Origin of the sequence: Paenirhizobium selenitireducens ATCC BAA-1503 (assembly GCF_900492185.1) — a bacterium.
GTDB classification, from domain to species: Bacteria; Pseudomonadota; Alphaproteobacteria; order Rhizobiales; family Rhizobiaceae; genus Allorhizobium; species Allorhizobium selenitireducens_A.
Map to the genome: position 1 here is coordinate 211,854 of NZ_UEYP01000003.1, position 22,086 is coordinate 233,939.

A 22,086-nucleotide genomic window follows, 5' to 3' on the forward strand; every position below is an offset into this window, starting at 1 on the left:
CCAGGATCGACAAAATCAAATGACCTCACCCACCTACACCCCCTATGCCAGCGACGCCACCAGACCCTTCGCCATCGGTCTTTCCGCGCTCGATCCTCGCCGCTGGATCGAACCTGATGACGATCTCGGGCGCTATCTCGACGAAAAGCGGCGCCTCGAAGAGGAGCATTTCGACGACATCTTCCGCGCCGCGCCGGAAAGCCTCGACGCCCAGCAGGAATGTCTCGATCTTCTGGTAGGCCACCTCGAGCAATCCCACGGCGACCGCTACAACCGCTCAGGCCCGACCATGACCATGGCCGGCCATGCCGTGGACCTCGCCGACGAAAGCCGCCCGCCGCTCCTGCGCGCCGGATCCCTCGTCCAAGACGACCTGGTCATTTTGCGCAAGAAGCCCGACGGATGGACGATCATCGCCGCCCATCTCGCCTTCCCCTCCTCCTGGTCGCTGGCGGAAAAATTCATGCGGCCGATGGCACAGGTCCACGCGCATGTGCCGGGTTTTGAGGGCGGCACGCGCAACGACACCATCATCAACCGGGTGTTCGACAATCTCCAGCCGGACCTGCCGGCCGAGCGTTTCAACTGGTCGATCAACTGGCGCTATGCGCTCTATCACCCGGTCAGCATCCGTCCATCCAGTGATCCAGCCTCCCACGGCATCGATCCCCGCCAGGCCTTTGTCCGCGTCGAACGCCAGACCCTGCGCAAGCTGCCGGCCACCGGCGACATCGTCTTCACCATCCGCATCTATCTCGACCCCGTGGCCGTCTTCGAGCGCCACCCCGACGGGGCCCGGATGGCCGAAGGTCTGGCTCGCCAACTGGAGGCGATGACCGCCGACCAGATCGACTACAAGGGGCTGGCAGAAAGGCGGGACGACCTGCTACGCTGCCTTCGCTCCGGCGTTTACGCATGAAAAATCAGTCCGGAACGTTCGTCGCAGCTGAAAAGCGCCCTTTATTGTGTCAGGCTTTTATGATCTAGAACCGCCGGTATCAGCGGGCCCGGCCCGCATTGCAAGGAGAAGGAAATGACCAAGCAAACCTATCCGGTGTACGGCGAGATCACCGGCCCGATCGTCATGATCGGCTTTGGTTCGATCGGCCGCGGCACGCTGCCCCTGATCGAACGCCATTTCAAGTTCGACAAGAGCCGGATGGTGGTCATCGATCCCCGCAATGACGAAGCCGAGCTGCTCGCCAAGCATGGCGTGAAGCACATCCAGGCGCACGTCACCAAGGACAATTACAAGCAGCTGCTGAAGCCGCTTCTGACCGAAGGCGCCGGCCAGGGCTTCCTGGTCAATCTGTCGGTCGATACCGGCTCGGTCGACCTGATGAAGTTCTGCCGCAAGCTCGACGTTCTCTACATCGACACTGTCGTCGAGCCGTGGCTCGGCTTCTATTTCGACAAGAACATGAAGAATTCCGAGCGCACCAACTACGCGCTGCGCGAAACCCTTCGCGCCGAAAAGAACAAGAACCCGGGCGGCACCACCGCCGTTTCCACCTGCGGCGCAAATCCGGGCATGGTTTCCTGGTTCGTCAAGCAGGCGCTCGTCAACCTCGCCAATGAAACCGGCCTAAAGTTCGAGGAGCCGGCCGCCGACGATCGCGAAGGCTGGGCCAAGCTGATGAAGAAGCTGGGCGTCAAGGGCGTCCACATCGCCGAGCGCGACACCCAGCGCACCAAGAACCCGAAGCCGCTCAACGTGTTCTGGAACACCTGGTCAGTCGAAGGCTTCATTTCGGAAGGGCTGCAGCCCGCCGAACTCGGCTGGGGCACCCATGAGAACTGGATGCCGAAGAACGCCAAGAAGCACAAGAAGGGCTGCAAGGCCGCGATCTATCTGGAGCAGCCCGGCGCCAACACCCGCGTGCGCACCTGGTGCCCGACGCCCGGTCCGCAATACGGCTTCCTGGTCACCCACAACGAGTCGATCTCGATCGCCGACTACTACACGGTTCGTGACAAGGACGGCGAAGTGACCTACCGCCCGACCTGCCACTACGCCTATCATCCGGCCAATGACGCCGTGCTCTCGCTGCACGAAATGTTCGGCAATGGCGGCAATGCTCAGCCCGTGTTGCATGTTCTCGACGAGAACGAGCTGGTCGACGGCGTCGACGAACTCGGCGTGCTGCTCTACGGCCACGAGAAGAACGCCTACTGGTACGGCTCGCGCCTGTCGCTGGAAGAAACCCGCCGCATCGCCCCTTACCAGAACGCCACCGGCCTGCAGGTCAGCTCTGCCGTTCTCGCCGGCATGGTCTGGGCCATCGAGAACCCGAAGGCCGGCATCGTCGAGGCCGACGAGGTCGACTACAAGCGCTGCCTCGAAGTCCAGTCGCAATATCTCGGCCCGGTCGAAGGCCACTACACCGACTGGACCCCGCTCGATGGCCGCCCGGGCCTCTTCCCCGAAGACATCGACACCAAGGATCCCTGGCAGTTCAGGAACATTCTCGTTCGCTGATCTGAAAACGCTTTACCGACGATCTCGCCCGCCGCCCAAAGCGGCGGGCTTTCTGTTGCCAAATATCAATAAGTTGCTGCTAAACCTGTATATCCCGGCGACAGACCGCCTTGTGGTCTTGCTTTCACCATCCCTTCGCGGCATGGTTCGGCAAAATCGGCCAGGCGTTCCGAGGTCGCCGGCCGAAGGCGATTAGGCAGGAGACGGCGATGAAGATCAGGTCCATTGTAATTCTGTTGGCATGCACGGCAACGCTTGCCGCCTGCTCCTCGACTGGTCCGCGGCAACCCCTTCCTCCGGTTCGCCAGGCGCCGACCGTTGATGGCGCCTGGGTCGACACGAACGGCTTCGTATCGACTTTTGCCGGCGGAAGGCTGGAAACGCGCACGACCGACGGAAGCGACAAGGTCATGGCAACGGGTTCGTATACGATGCAGTCCTCGAGCGTGGTGGATATCACGCTGTACTCGAATATCAAGCAGACAACCACACGCGCCACTTGCGCTATGGTGACGCCGAGCCAATTAAACTGCACCTCCGAAAGCGGCTCGCAGTTCTCGCTCGCCCGCCGCGGCTAAAGCCTTTCGCCCCACTCACCCGACGACAAACCGGTCGATGCCCGCATCGGCCGGTTTGTCGTTTCGGGCACTCCCGGCTGAGCAATGCAGTTCGGAATTTCGCTTGCAGTCCCGGCCGCATGATGAAAACATCGCCGCCACCAGGGACCTTTTTCGCGCTGCACACATGCCCAACGGCGTCTTGCGGCTCTATTGCCAAAACAGGAGATAAGCCATGTTGAAACACCTGCGATCCGGCCTTTTAAGCGCCTCGGTGCTCGCCCTTTCCGCCAGCGGCGCACTTGCCGATTTCGAGCTGAACATCCTGCACATCAACGATTTCCACTCGCGCATCGAAGCCATCAACAAATATGATTCCACCTGCTCGGCGGAAGAGGCCGGCAAGAACGAATGCTTCGGCGGCATCGCCCGCGTCAAGACGGCGATCGACAGCCGCCGGGCGGAATTGAAGGACGCCAATCTGCTCGTGCTCGACGCCGGCGACCAGTTCCAGGGTTCGCTGTTCTACACCACCTACAAGAGCGCCCCGATCGCCGAATTCATGAACGGCATCGGCTTCGACGCCATGGCGATCGGCAACCACGAATTCGACGACGGCCCGGAGGAACTGGCCCGCTTCATCGAGGCGCTGAAGTTCCCGCTGATCTCCGGCAATGTGCTGGCCGGCCTCAACACGCCGATCGCCGACAAGTACAAGCCGTACATCATCAAGGAATTCGGCGCAGAGAAGGTCGCCGTCGTCTCGGTCCTCGCAACCGACACCGACGAAACCTCGTCGCCCGGCGAAGACGTGCTCTTCGTTGACGAGATCGGCTACCTGAAGGACGCCGTCAAGGAGCTCGAAGCGGCGGGCGTCAACAAGATCGTGCTCTTGTCGCATGTCGGCTATGTCAAGGATCAGGAGATTGCCAAGGCGGTCGACGGCATTGACGTCATCGTCGGCGGCCATAGCCACACGCTTCTGTCCTCGACCGACGAGAAGGCCGCCGGTCCCTATCCGACGCTGGTCAAGAACCAGGCCGGCAAGGACGTGCCGATCGTCACCGCCTATGCCTATTCCAAGTATCTCGGCGACCTCAAGGTGGTGTTCGACGACGCCGGCGCGGTCAAGACCGCCGAAGGCGCCCCGAAGCTCCTCGACGCCTCGGTAACACCGGATGAAGCCTTCACCGCCAAGGTCGCCGAACTCGGTGCCCCGATCGAAGAGGTGAAGCAGAAGGTGATCGGCGAGTCAGCGGATGTCATCGACGGCTCGCGCGAAGTCTGCCGCGCGGCCGAATGCTCCATGGGCAACCTCGTCGCCGACGCCATGGTCGACCGCGTCAAGGATCAGGGCGTCACGATCGCCATCCAGAACGGCGGCGGCCTGCGTGCCTCCATCGATGCCGGCACCGTGACCATGGGCGAGGCATTGACCGTGCTGCCCTTCCAGAACACGCTCGCCACCTTCAAGCTCAAGGGATCGGACATTGTTACCGCCCTGGAAAACGGCCTCAGCCAGATCGAGGAAGGCGCCGGTCGCTTCCCGCAGGTCTCTGGCCTGAAGTACGCGTTCGACAAGTCGAAGCCGGCCGGCAGCCGCGTCGTCTCGGTCGAGGTGAAGGAAAGTGACAGCTTCGTCGCCCTGGATCCGGAAAAGCTGTACGGCGTCGCCACCAACAACTATATGCGCGCCGGCGGTGACGGCTACAAGATCTTCGCCTCGGCCGGCCAGAACGCCTATGACTTCGGCCCCGGACTGGAAACCGTGCTCGCCGACTTCATCGCCAAGAACAGCCCCTACAAGCCTTATACCGACGGCCGCATCACCGAGGTCGCCGGCGCAGCCCCCGCCCCTGCCGCAGCGGAAGCCCCGGCTGCGACGACCGAAGCCCCGGCCGCCGCAACGCCAGCCACGGCCACCCCGGCCGCCGCCGAAGCCGTTGCGACTGCAGCGAAGAAGTACACTGTCGCGCTCGGTGACAGCCTGTGGAAGATCGCTGTCGCAACCTATGGCGACGGCATGCTGTGGACGAAGATCGCCGAAGCCAACAAGCTGAAGAACCCGAACCGGATCGGCGTCGGCGAAGAACTGGAGCTGCCGGCGAAGTAAGGCGGTTTGCCGCAGGTTCACGACCGGTCCGGGGTTTCCCGGGCCGGTTTTTGCTTTTATGAGATGATCTTCGAGACGCCATCCAACGTAATGGATCTCGACAGAAACCATCAGGACATCGACATGACCGCTGATACCTCCCACCTGCCTTCCGACCATCCGCCCGTCCGCTTCGGCAAGGTCGGCGTGCTGCTCGTCAATCTCGGCACACCGGACGGCACCGACTACACGTCGATGCGGCGCTACCTGAAGGAATTCCTGATGGACAAGCGCGTGATCGAATGGTCGCCGTGGAAATGGTATCCGATCCTGTTCGGCATCGTCCTCAACACGCGTCCGCAGAAGGTCGGCAAGGCCTATGAGGAGATCTGGAACAAGGACAAAGACGAGAGCTATCTGCGGACCTATACGCGCAGCCAGGCCGAGTTGATGTCGGAAGCGCTGAAGGAATATCCGCACGTCATCGTCGATTGGGCGATGCGCTACGGCCAGCCGTCGATCGCCTCGAAGATCGACGCACTGCACGCCGCCGGCTGTGAAAAGATCTTGATCTTCCCGCTCTATCCGCAATATGCGGCCTCTACGACCGCCACCGTCAACGACAAGGCCTTCGAGCACCTGATGAAGATGCGCTGGCAGCCGGCCATCCGCACGGTGCCGCGCTATCATGACGACCCGACCTATATCGACGCGCTGGCCATCTCGGTCGAGAAAAAGCTGGCAACGCTCGACTGGGAGCCGGAGATCCTGATCACCTCGTTCCACGGCATCCCGCAGTCCTATTTCAAGCAGGGCGACCCCTATCATTGCCACTGCATGAAGACCGGCCGCCTGCTGCGCGAACGCCTCGGCCTGCCGAAGGAGAAGTTCATGGTGACCTTCCAGTCCCGCTTCGGGCCGGAGGAATGGCTCCAGCCCTATACAGACAAGACCATGGAGAAGCTTGCCAAGGACGGCGTCAAGCGCATCGCCATCATGAACCCCGGCTTCGTTTCCGACTGCCTGGAGACGCTCGAGGAAATCGCCGGCGAGGCGGGCGAGATCTTCCACCACAATGGCGGCGAGAAGTTTGTCCACATCCCCTGCCTCAATGACAGCCCGGAGGGCATGAGCGTCCTGGAGAAGGTCGTGCGCCGCGAACTGCAGGGCTGGGTCTAAGCGACACTGCCAAGACGCTTCGGCCTTGCAATGCCCTCGTCGCCGTCCGATGTTAGAACCATGCGGACGGCGCCTCGAACCGGCGCCGGCCACAGCCAGGAGGGCAGGTCATGGAATTTACAGGTCCCGATATCGTCGTCATCGCGCTCGTCGCGCTCGTCGTTCTCGTTCTCTTCGCCGGCATCAAGACCGTGCCGCAGGGTTTTCGCTACACGATCGAGCGCTTCGGTCGCTACACGCGCACGCTTGAACCCGGCCTCAACCTGATCGTGCCCTTCATCGAGCGCATCGGCTCCAAGCTCAATGTCATGGAACAGGTGCTCGACGTCCCCACCCAGGAAGTCATCACCAAGGACAATGCCAGCGTCTCGGCCGATGCGGTCGCCTTCTACCAGATCCTCAACGCCGCCCAGGCCGCTTACCAGGTTGCCGATCTCCAGAATGCCATCCTGAACCTGACCATGACCAATATCCGCTCGGTCATGGGCTCGATGGATCTCGACGAACTGCTGTCCAACCGCGAAGTGATCAACGACCGTCTGTTGCGCGTCGTCGACGAGGCGGTCGGTCCCTGGGGCATCAAGGTCACCCGCGTCGAGATCAAGGATATCCAGCCGCCCAAGGACCTGGTCGATGCCATGGGCAGGCAGATGAAGGCCGAGCGTGAGAAGCGCGCCCAGGTGCTGGAAGCCGAAGGTTTCCGCAACGCGCAGATCCTGCGCGCCGAGGGCGCCAAGCAATCGGCCATCCTTCAGGCGGAGGGCCAGCGCGAAGCCGCCTATCGCGAGGCGGAGGCCCGCGAGCGACTGGCCGAGGCCGAAGCCAAGGCGACACACATGGTATCCGAGGCGATTGCCGCCGGCGATCTCAACGCGATCAACTACTTCGTCGCCCAGAAATACACCGAGGCCATGAGCGCGATCGGTACAGCGCCCAATTCCAAGATCGTGCTGATGCCGATGGAGGCCTCGAGCCTGATCGGCTCGCTCGGCGGTATCGGCGCGATCGCCCGCGAGGTGTTCGCAGATCAGCCCGCAGCACCGCGCGCACGACCGGCAACGCCCGTCGTGCCGGCCCGCACGACACCGGTGGTCAACCCCTTCGCGCCCAATCAGGAGAACTGAGCGATGCTGAGCCGCATGGTCGCCGAACTGGGTCCGTGGAGTTGGTGGCTGCTCGGCCTCTTGCTGCTGGGCGCGGAACTGCTGCTGCCCGGCGTCTTCCTGGTGTGGATCGGCATTGGTGCGCTGGCGACCGGGGTGATTTCGCTTTTGCTGTGGGAAAGCGCCGCCTGGGGCTGGCAGATCCAGGTGCTGGTCTTTGCCGGGCTGGCGGTCGTCGCCACCCTGCTCGGACGCAGATACCTGTCCAAATCGGATCTGGTAACCGATGAACCGCTGCTCAACCAGCGCGGCGCGAGCCTGGTCGGCCGCACCGCAACCCTGCAGGATCCGATTGCCGAGGGCCACGGACGCATCCGCCTCGACGACACCTACTGGCCGGTTCTCGGGCCGGACATTTCGGCCGGCACCAAGGTCCGGATCGTTTCCTGGAATGGTCGGGATTTGATCGTAGAGGCCGCCTGATCAGGCGACGCCGATCCTCAAGAGGTCATGGAAGTGGACGATGCCGAGCGGCGTACCGTCCTCCTCGGTGACGAACAGCGCCGAGATGTTGTGCTGGTTGAGAAGGCCCATGGCGGCCGTGGCCAGCATTGTCGAGTTGACCGTCTTCGGATTGCGCGTCATCACATCGTCGACCAATGTCTCGCCGAGGTTGACGCTCAGGTGACGGGCAATATCGCCATCCGTGACGATGCCGCACAAGAGGCCGGCCTCGTCCACCACGCCGACGCAGCCGAAACGCTTCATCGACAGGACCGTGATCGCTTCCGGCATGCCGGTACCGACCGGAACGAGCGGAATGCTGTCTCCGGTATGCATGATGTCGGAGACGTGGCTGAGCATGGCCCCGAGCTTGCCGCCCGGATGGAAGGTGCGGAAATCATGGGCCGTGAAACCACGCGCTTCGAGCAGGGCGATGGCGAGCGCGTCGCCCATGGCGAGCTGCATGATGGTCGAGGTGGTCGGCGCCAGGCCGTGCGGACAGGCTTCCTGTTCCTTCGGCAGCAGAAGCACGATGTCGGCTTCGCGCGCCAGCGTCGAGGTCGCGCCGGCCGTAAGGGCGATCAGCGGAATGGAGAAACGGCGCGAATAGGAGAGGATGCCGTGCAACTCGGTGCTCTCGCCGCTCCACGACATGGCAAGGATCACGTCGTCACGGGCGATCATGCCCAAGTCGCCGTGATTGGCCTCGACGGGATGGACGAAGAAGGACGGCGTGCCGGTCGAGGCGAAGGTCGCCGCGATCTTCGTACCGATGTGGCCGCTCTTGCCGACGCCGGTGACGATCACGCGGCCGGAAATGCTGCCGATCACCTTGATCGCATTGCAGAAGGGGCCGGCCAGGTTCTCGGTCAGCGACCGTTCCAGGGCGTCCAGTCCATTCCGCTCGGTTGAAACCACCCGGAGAGCCGATTCGATGGCTCCGGCTTCGACGAGATTTACAGCGCGCTTGATCATGGCGTTTCCTTAATGCTTTTGCCCGTCCATGTCCACAGAATGACGTAGACACCCGCCCCACCCGGGCATCTCATGCACAGCCTAGAGGCGAAGAACCGCTCGTTCCGGCCGAAATCCCTGTTTTTGAGACAGGCTCGCTTTCGCAACCAAACATTAACCACAAGGCTTTACGTTTAGGTAAGCATTTCAGTATTGCCGGGCGAAGTCCAGATGGTTGAGAACGTAAAGACCGAAGCGGAATCTTCAGGCCGCAAGATGTCCGTCCTGTCGGCCGGCCTTCTGGCCTGTGGCGTTCTCGGCCTCGTCCCGCCAGCCCTGGCACAGACTGCGACGCAGTCCACCACATGGACGTCGCCATCCAGCCGCGCTGCTGCCAGTCCGCAGGCCCCAACGGCGACCGGGACCACCGTCGACCCGACCACCACCGCTACGACAGCCGGCATGGCCGGCACGGCAGACATAATCGGCACGGACCCCGCACTGACCCCGGAGGATCCGGACGCCAAGACCCAACCACTCGACCTTGGCCGCCAGAACCTGCGCGAAACGACGCTGGACGACCCGACGGCATTGCGAACGCGCCGCGACACGGACGGCGAAGGTGTGCGACTGGGTACCATGGTGCTTCGCCCCTCGATCAGCGAGAAGCTAGTGCATGAGCGGACCAGCAGCGGCGGCGAGAAGGAAAACCGCACCTTCTCGGAGACGGGCCTCAAGGGAACGCTGACCACCGACTGGTCCCGCCATGAGTTGACCATTGGCGCGGAGGGCTATTGGCAGAAGAACCTCTCCGGCGACGGCGCCACCGATCCGCGCGCCAACATCAATGCCGACCTGCGTCTCGACCTCGCCGACGATACGGTCGCCCATATCAAGGGCGGATACGCCTTCAGCCGCGAGGACAGCGACGATCCGAACGCCATCTCCGGCGCCTCGGTCCAGTCCGGCATCCATCAGTATAACGGCGGCCTCTCCGTTGAGCATGATTTCGGCCGGCTGCGCGGCACGATCGCCGCCGACATCACCCGCTTCCAGTATTCCGATGCGGAACTCTCCGACGGCACCACCCTGTCGCTCAGCGATCGCGATCGCCTGACCGGCGAGCTGCGCGGGCGCATCGGTTATGAAATCTCCCCGGCGCTGACGCCTTTCGTCGAGGTGGCGATCGGCAAGGTCACCTATGACGAGAAGCAGGACACGTCCGGCTACGCCCGCTCCGCCGACACCTATGCCGCCAGGGGCGGCATTGCCGCCGATTTTGGCGACAAGCTGAAGGGCGAATTGGGCATAGGCTACGAGCGCCAGCGTTTTGACGACAGCCGCCTCGATGATCTCGCAGCGCTCACCGTCGACGGCAATGTCACATGGTCGCCACATCAGGGCACCGATGTCGACCTTGGGCTGTCGACGACGATCGATCCCTCGACCACCGCGGGCCTCAACGGCTCGGTGATCTATGCCCTCAATTCCGAGGTTCAGCATCAGCTGCGCAGCAATCTCGTCTTGCGGCTTGCCAATGCCGTGGAATGGACCCGATATCCGGACAGCGCGGCAACCCAAGACTCCACGACTTACACCACGGGCGCCGGCCTCACCTGGAGCATCAACCGCTATCTCGACCTGACGACCGATGTCGAATACGAACGCACGACGCGGAGCGGATCGGACGGCAGCAATGTACTGACCTCCTCGATCGGACTGACCGCCAAGCGCTGACCGCAACCGCGGGCATAAAAAAGCCGCGCCCTTTCCGGACGCGGCTTTGTCATTTGAAGGCCGATCGTCCTTACTTCAGGGCGGCCAGCAAAGCCTTCAGCGGTTCTTCGATCATCGGCCGGATATCGGCGCGCTCGATGGCGAAGGAGACATTGGCGAGGATGAAACCGTCCTTGGCGCCGCAATCGAAGGTCTGACCCTTGAAGTGGTAGCCGGCGAACGCCTGTTCCCTGGCGAGCTTTAGCATGCCGTCGGTGAGCTGGATCTCGTTGCCGGCGCCACGCTCCTGGGTCTCGAGAATGGCAAAGATTTCCGGCTGCAGGATGTAGCGGCCGTTGATAAAGAAATTGGAGGGTGCGGTTCCCTTGGCAGGCTTCTCGACCATCTCGGTAATCTTGAAGCCGCCCTCAAGCGCCTCGCCCACGCCGACGATACCGTATTTATGGGTCTGGTCGGGCGCACATTCCTCGACCGCGACGATATTGCCGCCGGCCTTGTCGTAAAGCTCCACCATGCCCTTGAGGCAGCCTTTTTCGCCGCGCATGATCATGTCGGGCAGAAGCAGCGCGAAGGGTTCGCGGCCGACGATGTCGCGAGCGCACCAGACGGCATGGCCGAGCCCGAGGGGCTCCTGCTGACGGGTGAAGCTTGCCGAGCCCGCTTTCGGCAACAGGCCGGAGAGCAGCGTCAACTCGGCATTCTTGTTGCGCGCCTTCAGCGTCTGTTCCAGTTCGTACTGGATGTCGAAATAGTCCTCGATGACACCCTTGCCGCGCCCGGTGACGAAGACGAAATGCTCGATACCGGCCTCCGCGGCCTCATCGACCACGTATTGGATGACGGGCTTGTCGACGACCGTCAGCATTTCCTTCGGCACAGCCTTGGTGGCCGGAAGAAAGCGCGTGCCCAGACCGGCAACGGGGAAAACGGCTTTGCGGAGTCTATTTCGTTGAACCACTCATTCCTCCTCGAGGATTCTGCCTGGGCGCCTTCAATACGCACCCGCCCACTACTATATATTCTCTACCATTTCGCAAAGGTTTCACGAGGCCCTTCACCATGGTAAAGACTTTGTTGACGCTGTTGCCTTAACCTAGGGTGAACAGCCTCCAGACCGGCTGGAAAAGAACCGTAACAGAGCGGGGATGTTCCCATGACGAGTAAAAATCGCAAGCTTCTCGGAGCGATTGCCATTTCCATCGCCGCCGGCCTCATGCCGGGAACGGCCTCAGCGGACGCTGGTTTCAAGAAGTGGATCAACGGCTTCTACTCGACCGCCGCCAAGAGCGGCATCAGCCAGAAGACGTACAACCTGGCCTTCGCCGGCGTGTCGGAGCCTGATCCCTTCGTGCTGGAAAAGGCCCGCTACCAGCCGGAATTCAAGTCGCAGATCTGGGATTACCTGGATTCGCGCGTCAACCCCTACACGGTGAAGATCGGTCGCGAGATGGCGGCGAAATACGGCTCGACGCTGGCCGCGCTCGAGCGCCATTTCGGCGTCGACAGGAACGTGCTGCTTGCCATCTGGTCTATGGAATCCAATTACGGCGCAGCACTCGAAAGCCCGGACCGACTGCACCACGTGCCGCGGGCGCTGGCGACCCTCGGCTATGCCGATTCGAAGCGGTCGAAATATGCCAAGAGCCAGCTGATCGCCGCCCTCAAGATGCTGCAGAATGGCGATGTGTCCTCCAAGAACCTGATGGGTTCCTGGGCGGGCGCCATGGGCCATACCCAGTTCATCCCGTCGAGCTACCTGCTCTATGCGATCGATGCCGACGGCAACGGCCGCAAGGACATCTGGCACTCTGTACCCGACGCACTCGCCACTTCCGCCAACCTCCTGGCGAAGAACGGATGGCAGACAGGCCAGACCTGGGGCTACGAGACGGTCGTGCCGAAGGGCGGTCACGCCCATGCCGGCAAGACCAAGACGCTGGCCCAATGGGCGACGCTCGGCTTCGTGCGACCGAGCGGCAAGGGCTTCAAGAACGGCGCGCAACGGGCCGAATTGAAGATGCCGGGCGGCGCTAACGGTCCAGGCTTCCTGATGACCAAGAATTTCTTCGTCATCAAGCGCTACAACGCGGCTGATAGCTATGCGCTGGCCGTCGGCCTGTTGGCCGACGAGATTGCCGGCTATGGCGGTATGCAGCAGGCATGGCCGCGGCCGGACGGCAGCCTCGACATCAAGGAAAAGTTCGAACTGCAGAGCCGCATGCAGGCGCTCGGCTACTACGATGGCGAGATCGACGGCAATTTCGGCTCCGGCTCGAAGGCCGCGATCACCGCCATCCAGACACGCCTTGGCATGACCACCGACGGCCAGCCGTCGAAGGATCTGCTCGACAAGCTGCGCAATTGACAATTGCGCATGCCCGCCTCACATATCCGCTTCAGCCGGAACGGATACTGCGGCACGAATAGGACGACCACCGGGATGCGGCAGACGCGGCGAAATATGGGCGCTCGGGGCTGGATGGCCGGCGCGTTGGCGTTGGCCTTCCTCGCCGTGTCGGTGTTTGCCAGCACGGCCACGGCCCAGCAGACGCGCCAGCCGCGCAATCTGATCGAGTTGTTTTTCGGCACGCGCGAGCAACGCTATCCCGAGCCCCCGCCGCCACGGAAGGTAAAGCCGCCGCGCCCGGTGAAGAAGCAGACGAAAAGCGTCACCAGCATCACGACAGCGCCTGAACCGCCACCGCCGGCGCCGAAGATCGACAATGCCCGAAAGGTCCTGGTGGTCGGCGACTTCGTCGCGGACGGCCTGGCGACGGGCCTGACCGAGGCATTTTTAGCCTCGCCCGGCGTCGTGATCGACGAGCGCAGCAACGGCTCGTCGGGTCTTGTCAGGACGGACTACTATGACTGGCAGGCGGAACTGCCGGCCATGATTGCCGAAGCCAAGCCCGCCATCGTCATCATCGACATCGGCGCCAACGACCGCCAGCAGATGGTCACGGCTTCCGGCAAGCTCAATTTCCGCACCGAGGAATGGTTCCAGGAATACGAGCGCCGCGTAACCGCCTTCGGCAAGATCGTCACGGACGCCAAGATCCCCTTGCTGTGGGTCGGCTTGCCCGCCTTTCGCCCACAGAACATGACGGCTGACGCATTGACGCTCAACACCGTCTATCGCCGCGCTGTCGAGCGCATCGGCGGCGAGTTCATCGACGTCTGGGACGGCTTTGTCGACCAGGAGGGGCGCTTCATCATCACCGGCTCCGACATCAACGGCCAGCAGGTTCGCCTGCGCGGCACCGACGGCATCAACCTGACGGCGGCTGGCAAGCGCAAGCTGGCCTTCTACGTCGAGAAATCGGCTCGCCGTCTGCTCGGCGACATGACGAGCCCGGATCTCGTCCGCCTCGATGCCAGCAACCTGCCGGAACTGATCAATCTGCCGCCGTCGGAAATTCAGAACATCGTCAAGACGCAACCGATGGATCTCTTCGATCCCGAACTCGACGGGGCGACGGAGCTGCTCGGGGCGGCGCCCCTGCCGGTCGCCGCAACACCCACGCCCCGCGACCAGTTGGTCAAGAACGGCACCCTGCCGCCGCCGCCATCCGGCCGCGTCGACGACTTGCGTGCTCCAGGGACCGAAACCCTGCAGAAATGAAAAGGGCCGCGACATGCGCGGCCCTCAGGATTTATCCAGCCACTCAGCGCGGAAGAACGCTGGCGCCCATCAGCGCCTCGTCAATGGCGCGCGCTGCCTGGCGCCCTTCGCGGATCGCCCAGACGACCAGCGACTGGCCGCGACGCACGTCGCCCGCGGTCCACAGCTTGTCGACCGAAGTCTTGTAGTCGCGATCATTGGCGACGACATTGGTCGAGCCGCGACGGTCGGTGTTGAGCGTCAGCTTGCCGTCGAGTTCGTTCAGCACGCCGTCGCCGAAGGGACCGCGGAAGCCGATGGCGATAAAGGCGAGATCGGCCTTGATGATGAATTCCGAACCGGCGATCGGCTTGCGCTTGTCGTCCACCTGGCAGCACTTCACACCCGTCAACACGCCGTCTTCGCCGACGAATTCGAGCGTGCCGACCTGGAATTCGCGGATCGCCCCTTCGGCTTGCGACGAAGAGGTGCGCATGCGGGTCGCCCAGAAAGGCCAGACGGCCAGCTTGTCCTCGGTTTCCGGCGGACGCGGACGGATGTCGAGCTGGGTCACCTTGACGGCGCCCTGGCGGAAGGCCGTGCCGACGCAGTCGGATGCCGTGTCGCCGCCGCCGACGACGACGACATGCTTGCCGCCGGCCAGGATCGGATCGGACGGCCAGCCGACGCTGTCGACATTTTCGCGGCCGACACGACGGTTCTGCTGCACCAGATAGGGCATGGCGTCATAGACGCCCTGGAAATCCGCGCCGGGAATGCCGGCCTCGCGCGGGGTTTCCGAACCGCCGCAGTAGAGAACCGCATCATAGTCCGACAGCAGCTTTTCGACCTTGACGTCGACGCCGACATTGACGCCGCAATGGAAGGTGACGTTTTCGCCTTCCATCTGCTCGACACGGCGGTCGATGAAGTTCTTCTCCATCTTGAAGTCCGGAATACCGTAGCGCAGCAGGCCGCCGGGCTTGGTCTCGCGCTCGTACACATGCACCTCATGGCCGGCACGGCCGAGCTGCTGGGCGGCCGCCATGCCCGACGGGCCGGAACCGATGATCGCCACCTTCTTGCCGGTGTGGACCGTTGCCGGCTGCGGCACGATGAAGCCGAGTTCATAGGCCTTGTCGGCGAGCGCCTGCTCGACCGTCTTGATGGCCACCGGCATGTCTTCGAGGTTCAGCGTGCAGGCTTCCTCGCACGGAGCCGGACAGACGCGACCGGTGAATTCCGGGAAGTTGTTGGTCGAGTGGAGGTTGCGGATCGCCTCTTCCCACTTGTTGTTGTAGACGAGGTCGTTCCAGTCGGGGATCTGGTTGTGCACCGGGCACCCGGTCGGACCATGGCAATAGGGAATGCCGCAATCCATGCAGCGCGCCGCCTGCTTGGTAACCTCGGCGTCCGACATCGGAATGGTGAATTCGCGGAAATGGCGGATGCGGTCGGATGCCGGCTGGTACTTCATCACCTGCCGGTCGATTTCCATAAAACCTGTAACCTTGCCCATAGTCTGATCCTGCTCAATATCTCGTGGACGGCACGGCTCGCGTGCCCGAAGGATGCCCCGCCGAATGACCGGCGGGACGGCTTCGAAAGGCGGTTACTCCGCCGCGACCCCCATGCGCATGCGCTCCATCTCCTCCAGCGCACGCCGGTATTCGACCGGCATGACCTTGCGGAACTTCGGACGGAAACCTGCCCAGTTGTCGAGGATCTGCTTGGCGCGAGCGGAGCCCGTGTAATGCAGATGATTCGATATCAGCTGGTAGAGCCGCTCCTCGTCATGGCGGGTCATGTCGCCTGATACGTCGACAAGGCCCTTGTGCATGAGGTCGCCGCCGTGATGGTGCAGCTTCTCCAGCATGTCGTCCTCTTCCGGAACCGGCTCGAGTTCGACCATCGCCATGTTGCAGCGGGAAGCGAAATCTCCGCTCTCGTCCAGCACATAGGCGACCCCGCCAGACATGCCGGCCGCGAAGTTGCGACCCGTCTGGCCAAGCACGACCACGACGCCGCCGGTCATGTATTCGCAGCCATGGTCACCCACGCCCTCGACGACGGCAACAGCGCCCGAATTGCGCACGGCGAAGCGCTCGCCGGCCACGCCGCGGAAATAGCACTCGCCGGCGATCGCGCCGTAGAGAACCGTATTGCCGACGATGATCGATTCCTCGGCGACGATCCGGGCGTTCTCCGGCGGGCGAACGATGATACGGCCGCCCGACAAGCCCTTGCCGATATAGTCGTTGCCGTCGCCCACCAGGTCGAACGTGATGCCGCGGGCCAAAAAGGCGCCGAACGACTGGCCGGCAGTGCCGTTGAGCGTCACGTGGATCGTGTCGTCCTTCAGGCCCTTGTGGCCGTAGCGCTTGGCAAGCTCGCCCGACAGCATGGCCCCGGCCGACCGGTCGACGTTCTTGATGTCGACCTCGAAGACCACCGGCTGCTTTGCCTCGAGCGCCGGCATGGCCTTTTCGATCAGCTTGCGGTCGAGCACGTCGTCGATCGGGTGCTTCTGGCGCTCGGTCCAGTAGGTTGCCGGCTTCGGTGCCTCCACCTTGTGGAAGATCTTGGAGAAATCGAGCCCCCTGGCCTTCCAGTGTGCCAGCATCTCTTCCTTCTCCAGCAGTTCGGAGGCGCCAATGATCTCGTCGAGCCGGGCAACGCCCAGCGAGGCGAGGATCTCGCGCACTTCCTCGGCGACGAAGAAGAAATAGTTGACGACGTGTTCCGGCGTACCCTTGAAGCGCTTGCGCAGCACCGGATCCTGGGTCGCGACACCGACGGGACACGTGTTGAGATGGCACTTGCGCATCATGATGCAGCCGGCTGCGATCAGCGGCGCGGTGGCAAAACCGAACTCGTCGGCGCCGAGCAGCGCCCCGATGATGACGTCACGGCCGGTTTTCAGGCCACCATCGACCTGAAGCGCAATGCGCGAGCGAAGACCATTGAGCACCAACGTCTGCTGCGTTTCGGCCAGACCGATTTCCCAGGGGGAACCGGCATGCTTGAGCGAGGTGAGCGGCGATGCGCCCGTTCCGCCGTCAAAGCCCGAGATGGTGATATGATCGGCACGCGCCTTGGCGACGCCCGCGGCAACGGTGCCGACGCCGACTTCCGAGACGAGCTTGACCGAGATGTCGGCCACCGGATTGACGTTCTTCAGGTCGAAAATCAGCTGGGCCAGGTCTTCGATCGAGTAAATGTCATGATGCGGCGGCGGCGAGATCAGGCCGACACCCGGGGTCGAGTGACGGGTCTTGGCGATCGTCGCATCGACCTTGTGGCCGGGCAGCTGACCGCCCTCGCCGGGCTTTGCGCCCTGCGCCACCTTGATCTGCAGCACGTCGGCATTGACCAGGTATTCGGTGGTGACGCCGAAGCGGCCGGACGCCACCTGCTTGATCGCCGAACGCTCGGGATTGGCCGCACCGTTCATCAGCGGCAGATAGCGATCGCTTTCCTCTCCGCCTTCACCGGTGTTCGACTTGCCGCCGATCCGGTTCATGGCGACGGCGAGCGTGGTATGCGCCTCACGGCTGATCGAGCCGAAGGACATCGCGCCGGTCGAGAAGCGCTTGACGATCTCGACCGCCGGCTCGACCTCATCGATCGGGATCGGCTTGCGGCCGAGCGCTTCCGCTCCCTTGATCTTGAAGAGGCCACGGATGGTGTTGAGGCGCAGCGACGTCTCGTTGACCATCTCCGCGAACTCGCGGTAACGGTCCTGGCTGTTGCCGCGCACGGCATGCTGGAGCGCCGCGATCGAGTCCGGGCTCCAGGCATGGTTTTCACCGCGCATGCGGTAGGCATATTCGCCGCCGATGTCGAGCGTGTTGGCGAGGATCGGGTCCTTGCCGAAGGCCGACTTGTGGCGCGCGACGGTTTCTTCGGCGATCTCGGCCAGACCGACGCCCTCGATCGTCGTCGCGGTGCCGAAGAAGTACTTCTCCACCAGGTCCGAAGACAGGCCGATCGCATCGAAGATCTGCGCGCCGCAATAGGACTGATAGGTCGAAATGCCCATCTTCGACATGACCTTGAGGATGCCCTTGCCGACCGCCTTGATGAAGCGATAGACGACTTCGTCTTCCGACACCTCCTTGGGGAACTCGCCATGCTTGTGCATGTCGAGCAGGGTGTCGAAGGCGAGATAGGGGTTGATCGCTTCCGCGCCGTAGCCGGCCAGACAGCAGAAATGATGCACTTCGCGCGGCTCGCCCGATTCGACGACGATGCCGACGGAGGTGCGAAGCCCCTTGCGGATCAGATGATGATGCACGGCGGCGGTCGCCAGCAGCGCGGGGATGGCGATGCGGTCCGGACCGAGCTGGCGGTCGGACAAGACGATGATGTTATAGCCGCCACGTACCGCGGCTTCCGCCCGCTCGCACAGCCGTTCCAGCATTTCCGGCATGCCTTCGGCGCCGCGCTCGGCGTCATAGGTGAAGTCGAGCGTCTTGGTGTCGAAGCGGTCCTCGGTATGACCGATCGAGCGGATCTTTTCCAGGTCGCCATTGGTGAGGATCGGCTGGCGCACCTCGAGACGCTTCGCATGCGCCATGCCGGCATGGTCGAGGATGTTGGGGCGCGGACCGATGAACGACACCAGGCTCATCACCAGCTCCTCGCGGATCGGGTCGATCGGCGGGTTGGTGACCTGGGCGAAGTTCTGCTTGAAATAGGTGTAGAGCAGCTTCGACTTGCTCGACATGGCGGAAATCGGCGTGTCGGTGCCCATCGAGCCAATCGCTTCCTGGCCGGTGGTGGCCATCGGCGACATCAGGAGCTTGGTGTCCTCGGTGGTGTAGCCGAAGGCCTGCTGGCGATCGAGCAGCGAGACGTCACGGCGAAGCGCCCTCGGCTCCACCGGCTTCAGGTCCTCGAGGATCAGCTGCGTGCGGTCGAGCCATTCGCGGTACGGATGGCTACCGGCGAGCTTGGACTTCACTTCCTCGTCGGAAATGATGCGGCCTTCCTGCATGTCGATCAAGAGCATCTTGCCCGGCTGCAGCCGCCACTTCTTGACGATGCGCTCCTCCGGCACCGGCAGCGTGCCGGCTTCGGATGCGAGGATCACGCGATCATCGTCGGTCACGAGGTAACGGGCGGGGCGCAGGCCGTTGCGATCGAGCGTCGCGCCGATCTGACGGCCGTCGGTGAAGCAGACCGCGGCCGGCCCATCCCACGGCTCCATCAGGGCTGCGTGATATTCGTAGAATGCCTTGCGCTCAGGCGCCATCAACTGGTTGCCGGCCCAGGCTTCCGGGATCAACATCATGACGGCATGCGCCAGCGGATAGCCGCCGCGCTGGAGGAATTCGAGCGCGTTGTCGAAGCAGGCGGTATCCGACTGGCCTTCGTAGGAGATCGGCCAGAGCTTGGAAATGTCGGAGCCGAACAGCGGCGAGGAGACCGACGCCTGACGCGCCGCCATCCAGTTGACGTTGCCGCGCAGCGTGTTGATTTCGCCGTTATGGGCCACCATGCGATACGGATGCGCCAGCTTCCACGACGGGAAGGTATTGGTCGAGAAACGCTGGTGGACAAGTGCGACGGCCGATTCGAAGCGCGGATCGGCGAGATCCTTGTAATAGGCTCCGACCTGGAAGGCGAGGAACATGCCCTTGTAGACGATCGTCGAGGACGACAGCGAGACCGGATAGAAGCCCGTCTCCTCGCCCTTGAACTCATCGTAGATGCGGTTGGAAATCACCTTGCGCAGCAGGAACAGCCGGCGCTCGAACTGCTCCTGGGTCGCCGCGTCGCGGCCGGCACCGATGAAGACCTGGATATGGCGCGGCTCGGTCGCGGCGATGTCCGGTGCCTTGGAGAGCGAGGAATTGTCGACCGGCACGTCGCGATAGCCGATGAGTTCCTGGCCCTCGGCCTGACAGACCTCGGCGATGATCTTCTTGAAATGCGCGATCTGCGTCTCGTCCTGCGGGAAGAAGAAGTGGCCGACGGCATATTCGCCGGCCTTCGGCAGCGTGATGCCCTGCCTCGCCATTTCCTCGCGGAAGAAGCGGTCCGGGATCTGCACCAGGATGCCGGCACCGTCGCCCATCAGCGGATCGGCCCCGACCGCACCGCGGTGGGTGAGGTTCTCGAGGATGAACAGGCCGTCCTTGACGATCTGGTGCGACTTCTTGCCCTTCATATGGGCAATGAAGCCGACGCCGCAGGCATCGTGTTCGTTTTTCGGATCGTAGAGCCCCTGCTTGGCGGGAAGGCCATGGGTGGCCGCTCGCACCGTGCCATCGCCATTATCTGCGTTGATGGTCTGGATGCTCTCGTCGGATGGCGTCATCATGGTCATTGCCTTCCCTCAAATTGGCCCGGAAGCCCGGGTGAAACCCGCCAGAACCGCTGGCGCCGATGCCGGCGCAGCCGCCGCACTGTGGTGAATTTTGCCTTCACCATCATGACAAGCGAACCGCACCGGCTCAGGAATTCTTCAAATAGGTCAATTACTCTGACCTATTTTCCGTTTTTCTATGACAGAAAGCGCATAGCGGCGCAAGGCGCCCGGACAAAAATTTAATGAGCTCCCGAGCTCTTTGTTACAAGTTTAAAGCGTTGCGCGTAATTTAATTACTCATCGTGGAAAATTTCGCGCCAGTTGTTGCGCGAACGTATAATTCCGCCTCAGTCCGCCGCCATACGGATTGATCGGACGGGTGAAATCCCTAAGGTGCGACGGATCGATTTTCTTCGCAAAAATGGAATCATTGCCATGTTCTTCGCCTCAGACAACTGGGCCGGCGCCCACCCCAAGATTGCCGAGAGCCTGGCGCTCGAAGCCGCCGGCTATGCCGCGGCCTACGGCACGAGCGATCTCGACCGCCGCATGGAAGAACGCTTCAACGACCTGTTCCAGCGCGAGGTGGCCGTCTTCTTCGTCGGCACCGGCACGGCCGCCAATTCTCTGGCGCTCGCCGCCGTTGCCAAGCCGGGTGGCGTTACTTTCTGCCATTCCGAGGCGCATGTCACGGCCGACGAATGCGGCGCGCCGGAATTCCTCACCGGCGCCTGCCGCCTCGTGCCCGTCCATGGCCCGGGCGGCAAGATGGACAAGGACGCACTGACAGCCGCCATCGGCCGCTTTCCACCGGGTGCCGTGCATCAGGGACGCCCGATGGCGGTGACGATCACCCAGGCGACCGAATCCGGCACGGTCTACACCCTTGACGAAATCGAGGCTATCGCCGCCGTCGCACGCCAAAACGGCCTGCCGCTGCACATGGACGGCGCCCGCTTCGCCAACGCACTTGTCGCGCTCGACGCCACCCCCGCTGACATGACCTGGAAACGCGGCGTCGACATCCTCTCCTTCGGCGCGACGAAGAACGGCTGCTGGTGCGCCGAGGCGATCATCTTCCTGAAACCCGAGCTGGCAAGCGAAATGCCGTTCATCCGCAAGCGCTCGGCCCAGCTCTTCTCCAAGACGCGCTTCATCTCGGCGCAGTTCGAGGCCTATCTCGAAGGCGGTCTCTGGCTCGATCTCGCGCGCAATGCCAACAGGATGGCCGACCGCCTGCGCGCCGGAATCGGCGCCGCGACGAAAAGCCGGCTGGCCTGGAACACCACGACCAACGAGGTGTTTGCCGTGCTCACAAAGGATGCCGCCGCACTGGCGGAAGGCCGGGGCGCCAAGTTCTACGACTGGCCCGTGCCCGCCGAAGCGCCGGACCTGCTCCAGGACGACGAAATGCTGATCCGCCTGGTAACGAGCTTTGCCACGACGGAAGACGATGTCGACCGTTTCCTCGACGTGCTGGCCTGATCCTCCGCTCCGCAACGATACCGATTAAAAAAGGGCGGCACCCACTCCGGGAGCCGCCCTTTTCGATTGAACGAACGCG

General features: G+C 62.9%; 15 protein-coding genes. 11 read left to right on the forward strand and 4 right to left on the reverse strand.

Annotation, left to right across the window (positions count from 1 at the left end):
- The first annotated feature begins 19 nt into the window (after window positions 1–19).
- The 7 genes from RHIZ70P_RS07240 (at window position 20) to RHIZ70P_RS07270 (ending at window position 7,893) form a co-directional block, all read left to right on the forward strand.
- On the forward strand, window positions 20–919 hold the full coding sequence (locus RHIZ70P_RS07240; RefSeq protein WP_115669719.1) for a heme-dependent oxidative N-demethylase family protein: 900 nt from the start codon (window positions 20–22) through the stop codon (window positions 917–919).
- 114 nt (window positions 920–1,033) lie between these two features.
- A complete protein-coding gene (locus tag RHIZ70P_RS07245; protein WP_115669720.1) occupies window positions 1,034–2,479 on the forward strand; it encodes a homospermidine synthase in 1,446 nt (481 codons plus the stop codon).
- 209 nt (window positions 2,480–2,688) lie between these two features.
- Entirely contained in the window at window positions 2,689–3,057 is a 369-nt protein-coding gene (locus tag RHIZ70P_RS07250) for a hypothetical protein (protein ID WP_115669721.1), read from the forward strand.
- A gap of 214 nt (window positions 3,058–3,271) precedes the next feature.
- A complete protein-coding gene (locus RHIZ70P_RS07255; RefSeq protein WP_115669722.1) occupies window positions 3,272–5,149 on the forward strand; it encodes a 5'-nucleotidase C-terminal domain-containing protein in 1,878 nt (625 codons plus the stop codon).
- 123 nt (window positions 5,150–5,272) lie between these two features.
- Complete coding sequence (hemH, locus tag RHIZ70P_RS07260; protein WP_115669965.1) at window positions 5,273–6,307, forward strand: ferrochelatase; 1,035 nt, start codon at window positions 5,273–5,275, stop codon at window positions 6,305–6,307.
- A gap of 110 nt (window positions 6,308–6,417) precedes the next feature.
- Window positions 6,418–7,431 carry an SPFH domain-containing protein gene (locus RHIZ70P_RS07265; protein WP_115669723.1) on the forward strand — a complete coding sequence of 338 codons (1,014 nt, stop codon included), beginning with the start codon at window positions 6,418–6,420 and terminating at the stop codon, window positions 7,429–7,431.
- A gap of 3 nt (window positions 7,432–7,434) precedes the next feature.
- Complete coding sequence (locus RHIZ70P_RS07270) at window positions 7,435–7,893, forward strand: NfeD family protein (RefSeq protein ID WP_115669724.1); 459 nt, start codon at window positions 7,435–7,437, stop codon at window positions 7,891–7,893.
- On the opposite strand, the gene RHIZ70P_RS07275 is transcribed toward RHIZ70P_RS07270, so the two are convergent.
- Window positions 7,894–8,889, reverse strand: coding sequence for a KpsF/GutQ family sugar-phosphate isomerase (locus tag RHIZ70P_RS07275; RefSeq protein ID WP_115669725.1), 996 nt, complete (start codon window positions 8,887–8,889; stop codon window positions 7,894–7,896). It lies immediately after the preceding gene.
- A gap of 210 nt (window positions 8,890–9,099) precedes the next feature.
- On the opposite strand from RHIZ70P_RS07275, the gene RHIZ70P_RS07280 reads away from it, so the two are divergent.
- Complete coding sequence (locus tag RHIZ70P_RS07280; RefSeq protein WP_235842169.1) at window positions 9,100–10,605, forward strand: outer membrane beta-barrel protein; 1,506 nt, start codon at window positions 9,100–9,102, stop codon at window positions 10,603–10,605.
- Between the two features lie 70 nt (window positions 10,606–10,675).
- Here RHIZ70P_RS07280 and galU read toward each other — a convergent pair whose 3' ends face one another.
- Entirely contained in the window at window positions 10,676–11,563 is an 888-nt protein-coding gene (galU, locus tag RHIZ70P_RS07285) for a UTP--glucose-1-phosphate uridylyltransferase GalU (RefSeq protein ID WP_115669726.1), read from the reverse strand.
- A gap of 255 nt (window positions 11,564–11,818) precedes the next feature.
- On the opposite strand from galU, the gene RHIZ70P_RS07290 reads away from it, so the two are divergent.
- The gene (locus RHIZ70P_RS07290) at window positions 11,819–12,970 is read left to right on the forward strand and encodes a lytic murein transglycosylase (RefSeq protein ID WP_419178281.1); all 1,152 of its coding nucleotides are present in this window, start codon (window positions 11,819–11,821) and stop codon (window positions 12,968–12,970) included.
- 75 nt (window positions 12,971–13,045) lie between these two features.
- The gene (locus tag RHIZ70P_RS07295) at window positions 13,046–14,227 is read left to right on the forward strand and encodes a DUF459 domain-containing protein (RefSeq protein ID WP_115669728.1); all 1,182 of its coding nucleotides are present in this window, start codon (window positions 13,046–13,048) and stop codon (window positions 14,225–14,227) included.
- Window positions 14,228–14,270: 43 nt separating this feature from the next.
- On the opposite strand, the gene RHIZ70P_RS07300 is transcribed toward RHIZ70P_RS07295, so the two are convergent.
- Complete coding sequence (locus tag RHIZ70P_RS07300; RefSeq protein WP_115669729.1) at window positions 14,271–15,725, reverse strand: glutamate synthase subunit beta; 1,455 nt, start codon at window positions 15,723–15,725, stop codon at window positions 14,271–14,273.
- Window positions 15,726–15,818: 93 nt separating this feature from the next.
- Window positions 15,819–20,540, reverse strand: a complete 4,722-nt coding sequence (gltB, locus tag RHIZ70P_RS07305; protein ID WP_115669730.1) for a glutamate synthase large subunit — start codon at window positions 20,538–20,540, stop codon at window positions 15,819–15,821.
- Between the two features lie 417 nt (window positions 20,541–20,957).
- Here gltB and RHIZ70P_RS07310 point away from each other — a divergent pair, with 417 nt between their 5' ends.
- Window positions 20,958–22,007 (forward strand): threonine aldolase family protein, encoded by a 1,050-nt coding sequence (locus tag RHIZ70P_RS07310; RefSeq protein ID WP_115669731.1) that lies wholly within the window; start codon window positions 20,958–20,960, stop codon window positions 22,005–22,007.
- Window positions 22,008–22,086 lie beyond the last annotated feature (79 nt).

Bases quoted from the DNA above. Each gene is read 5' to 3' on its own strand.
- RHIZ70P_RS07240 (WP_115669719.1), top strand. From the start codon at position 20: ATGACCTCACCCACCTACACCCCCTATGCCAGCGACGCCACCAGACCC.
- RHIZ70P_RS07245 (WP_115669720.1), top strand. From the start codon at position 1,034: ATGACCAAGCAAACCTATCCGGTGTACGGCGAGATCACCGGCCCGATC.
- RHIZ70P_RS07250 (WP_115669721.1), top strand. From the start codon at position 2,689: ATGAAGATCAGGTCCATTGTAATTCTGTTGGCATGCACGGCAACGCTT.
- RHIZ70P_RS07255 (WP_115669722.1), top strand. From the start codon at position 3,272: ATGTTGAAACACCTGCGATCCGGCCTTTTAAGCGCCTCGGTGCTCGCC.
- hemH (WP_115669965.1), top strand. From the start codon at position 5,273: ATGACCGCTGATACCTCCCACCTGCCTTCCGACCATCCGCCCGTCCGC.
- RHIZ70P_RS07265 (WP_115669723.1), top strand. From the start codon at position 6,418: ATGGAATTTACAGGTCCCGATATCGTCGTCATCGCGCTCGTCGCGCTC.
- RHIZ70P_RS07270 (WP_115669724.1), top strand. From the start codon at position 7,435: ATGCTGAGCCGCATGGTCGCCGAACTGGGTCCGTGGAGTTGGTGGCTG.
- RHIZ70P_RS07275 (WP_115669725.1), bottom strand. From the start codon at position 8,889: ATGATCAAGCGCGCTGTAAATCTCGTCGAAGCCGGAGCCATCGAATCG.
- RHIZ70P_RS07280 (WP_235842169.1), top strand. From the start codon at position 9,100: ATGGTTGAGAACGTAAAGACCGAAGCGGAATCTTCAGGCCGCAAGATG.
- RHIZ70P_RS07290 (WP_419178281.1), top strand. From the start codon at position 11,819: ATGCCGGGAACGGCCTCAGCGGACGCTGGTTTCAAGAAGTGGATCAAC.
- RHIZ70P_RS07295 (WP_115669728.1), top strand. From the start codon at position 13,046: ATGCGGCAGACGCGGCGAAATATGGGCGCTCGGGGCTGGATGGCCGGC.
- RHIZ70P_RS07300 (WP_115669729.1), bottom strand. From the start codon at position 15,725: ATGGGCAAGGTTACAGGTTTTATGGAAATCGACCGGCAGGTGATGAAG.
- gltB (WP_115669730.1), bottom strand. From the start codon at position 20,540: ATGACCATGATGACGCCATCCGACGAGAGCATCCAGACCATCAACGCA.
- RHIZ70P_RS07310 (WP_115669731.1), top strand. From the start codon at position 20,958: ATGTTCTTCGCCTCAGACAACTGGGCCGGCGCCCACCCCAAGATTGCC.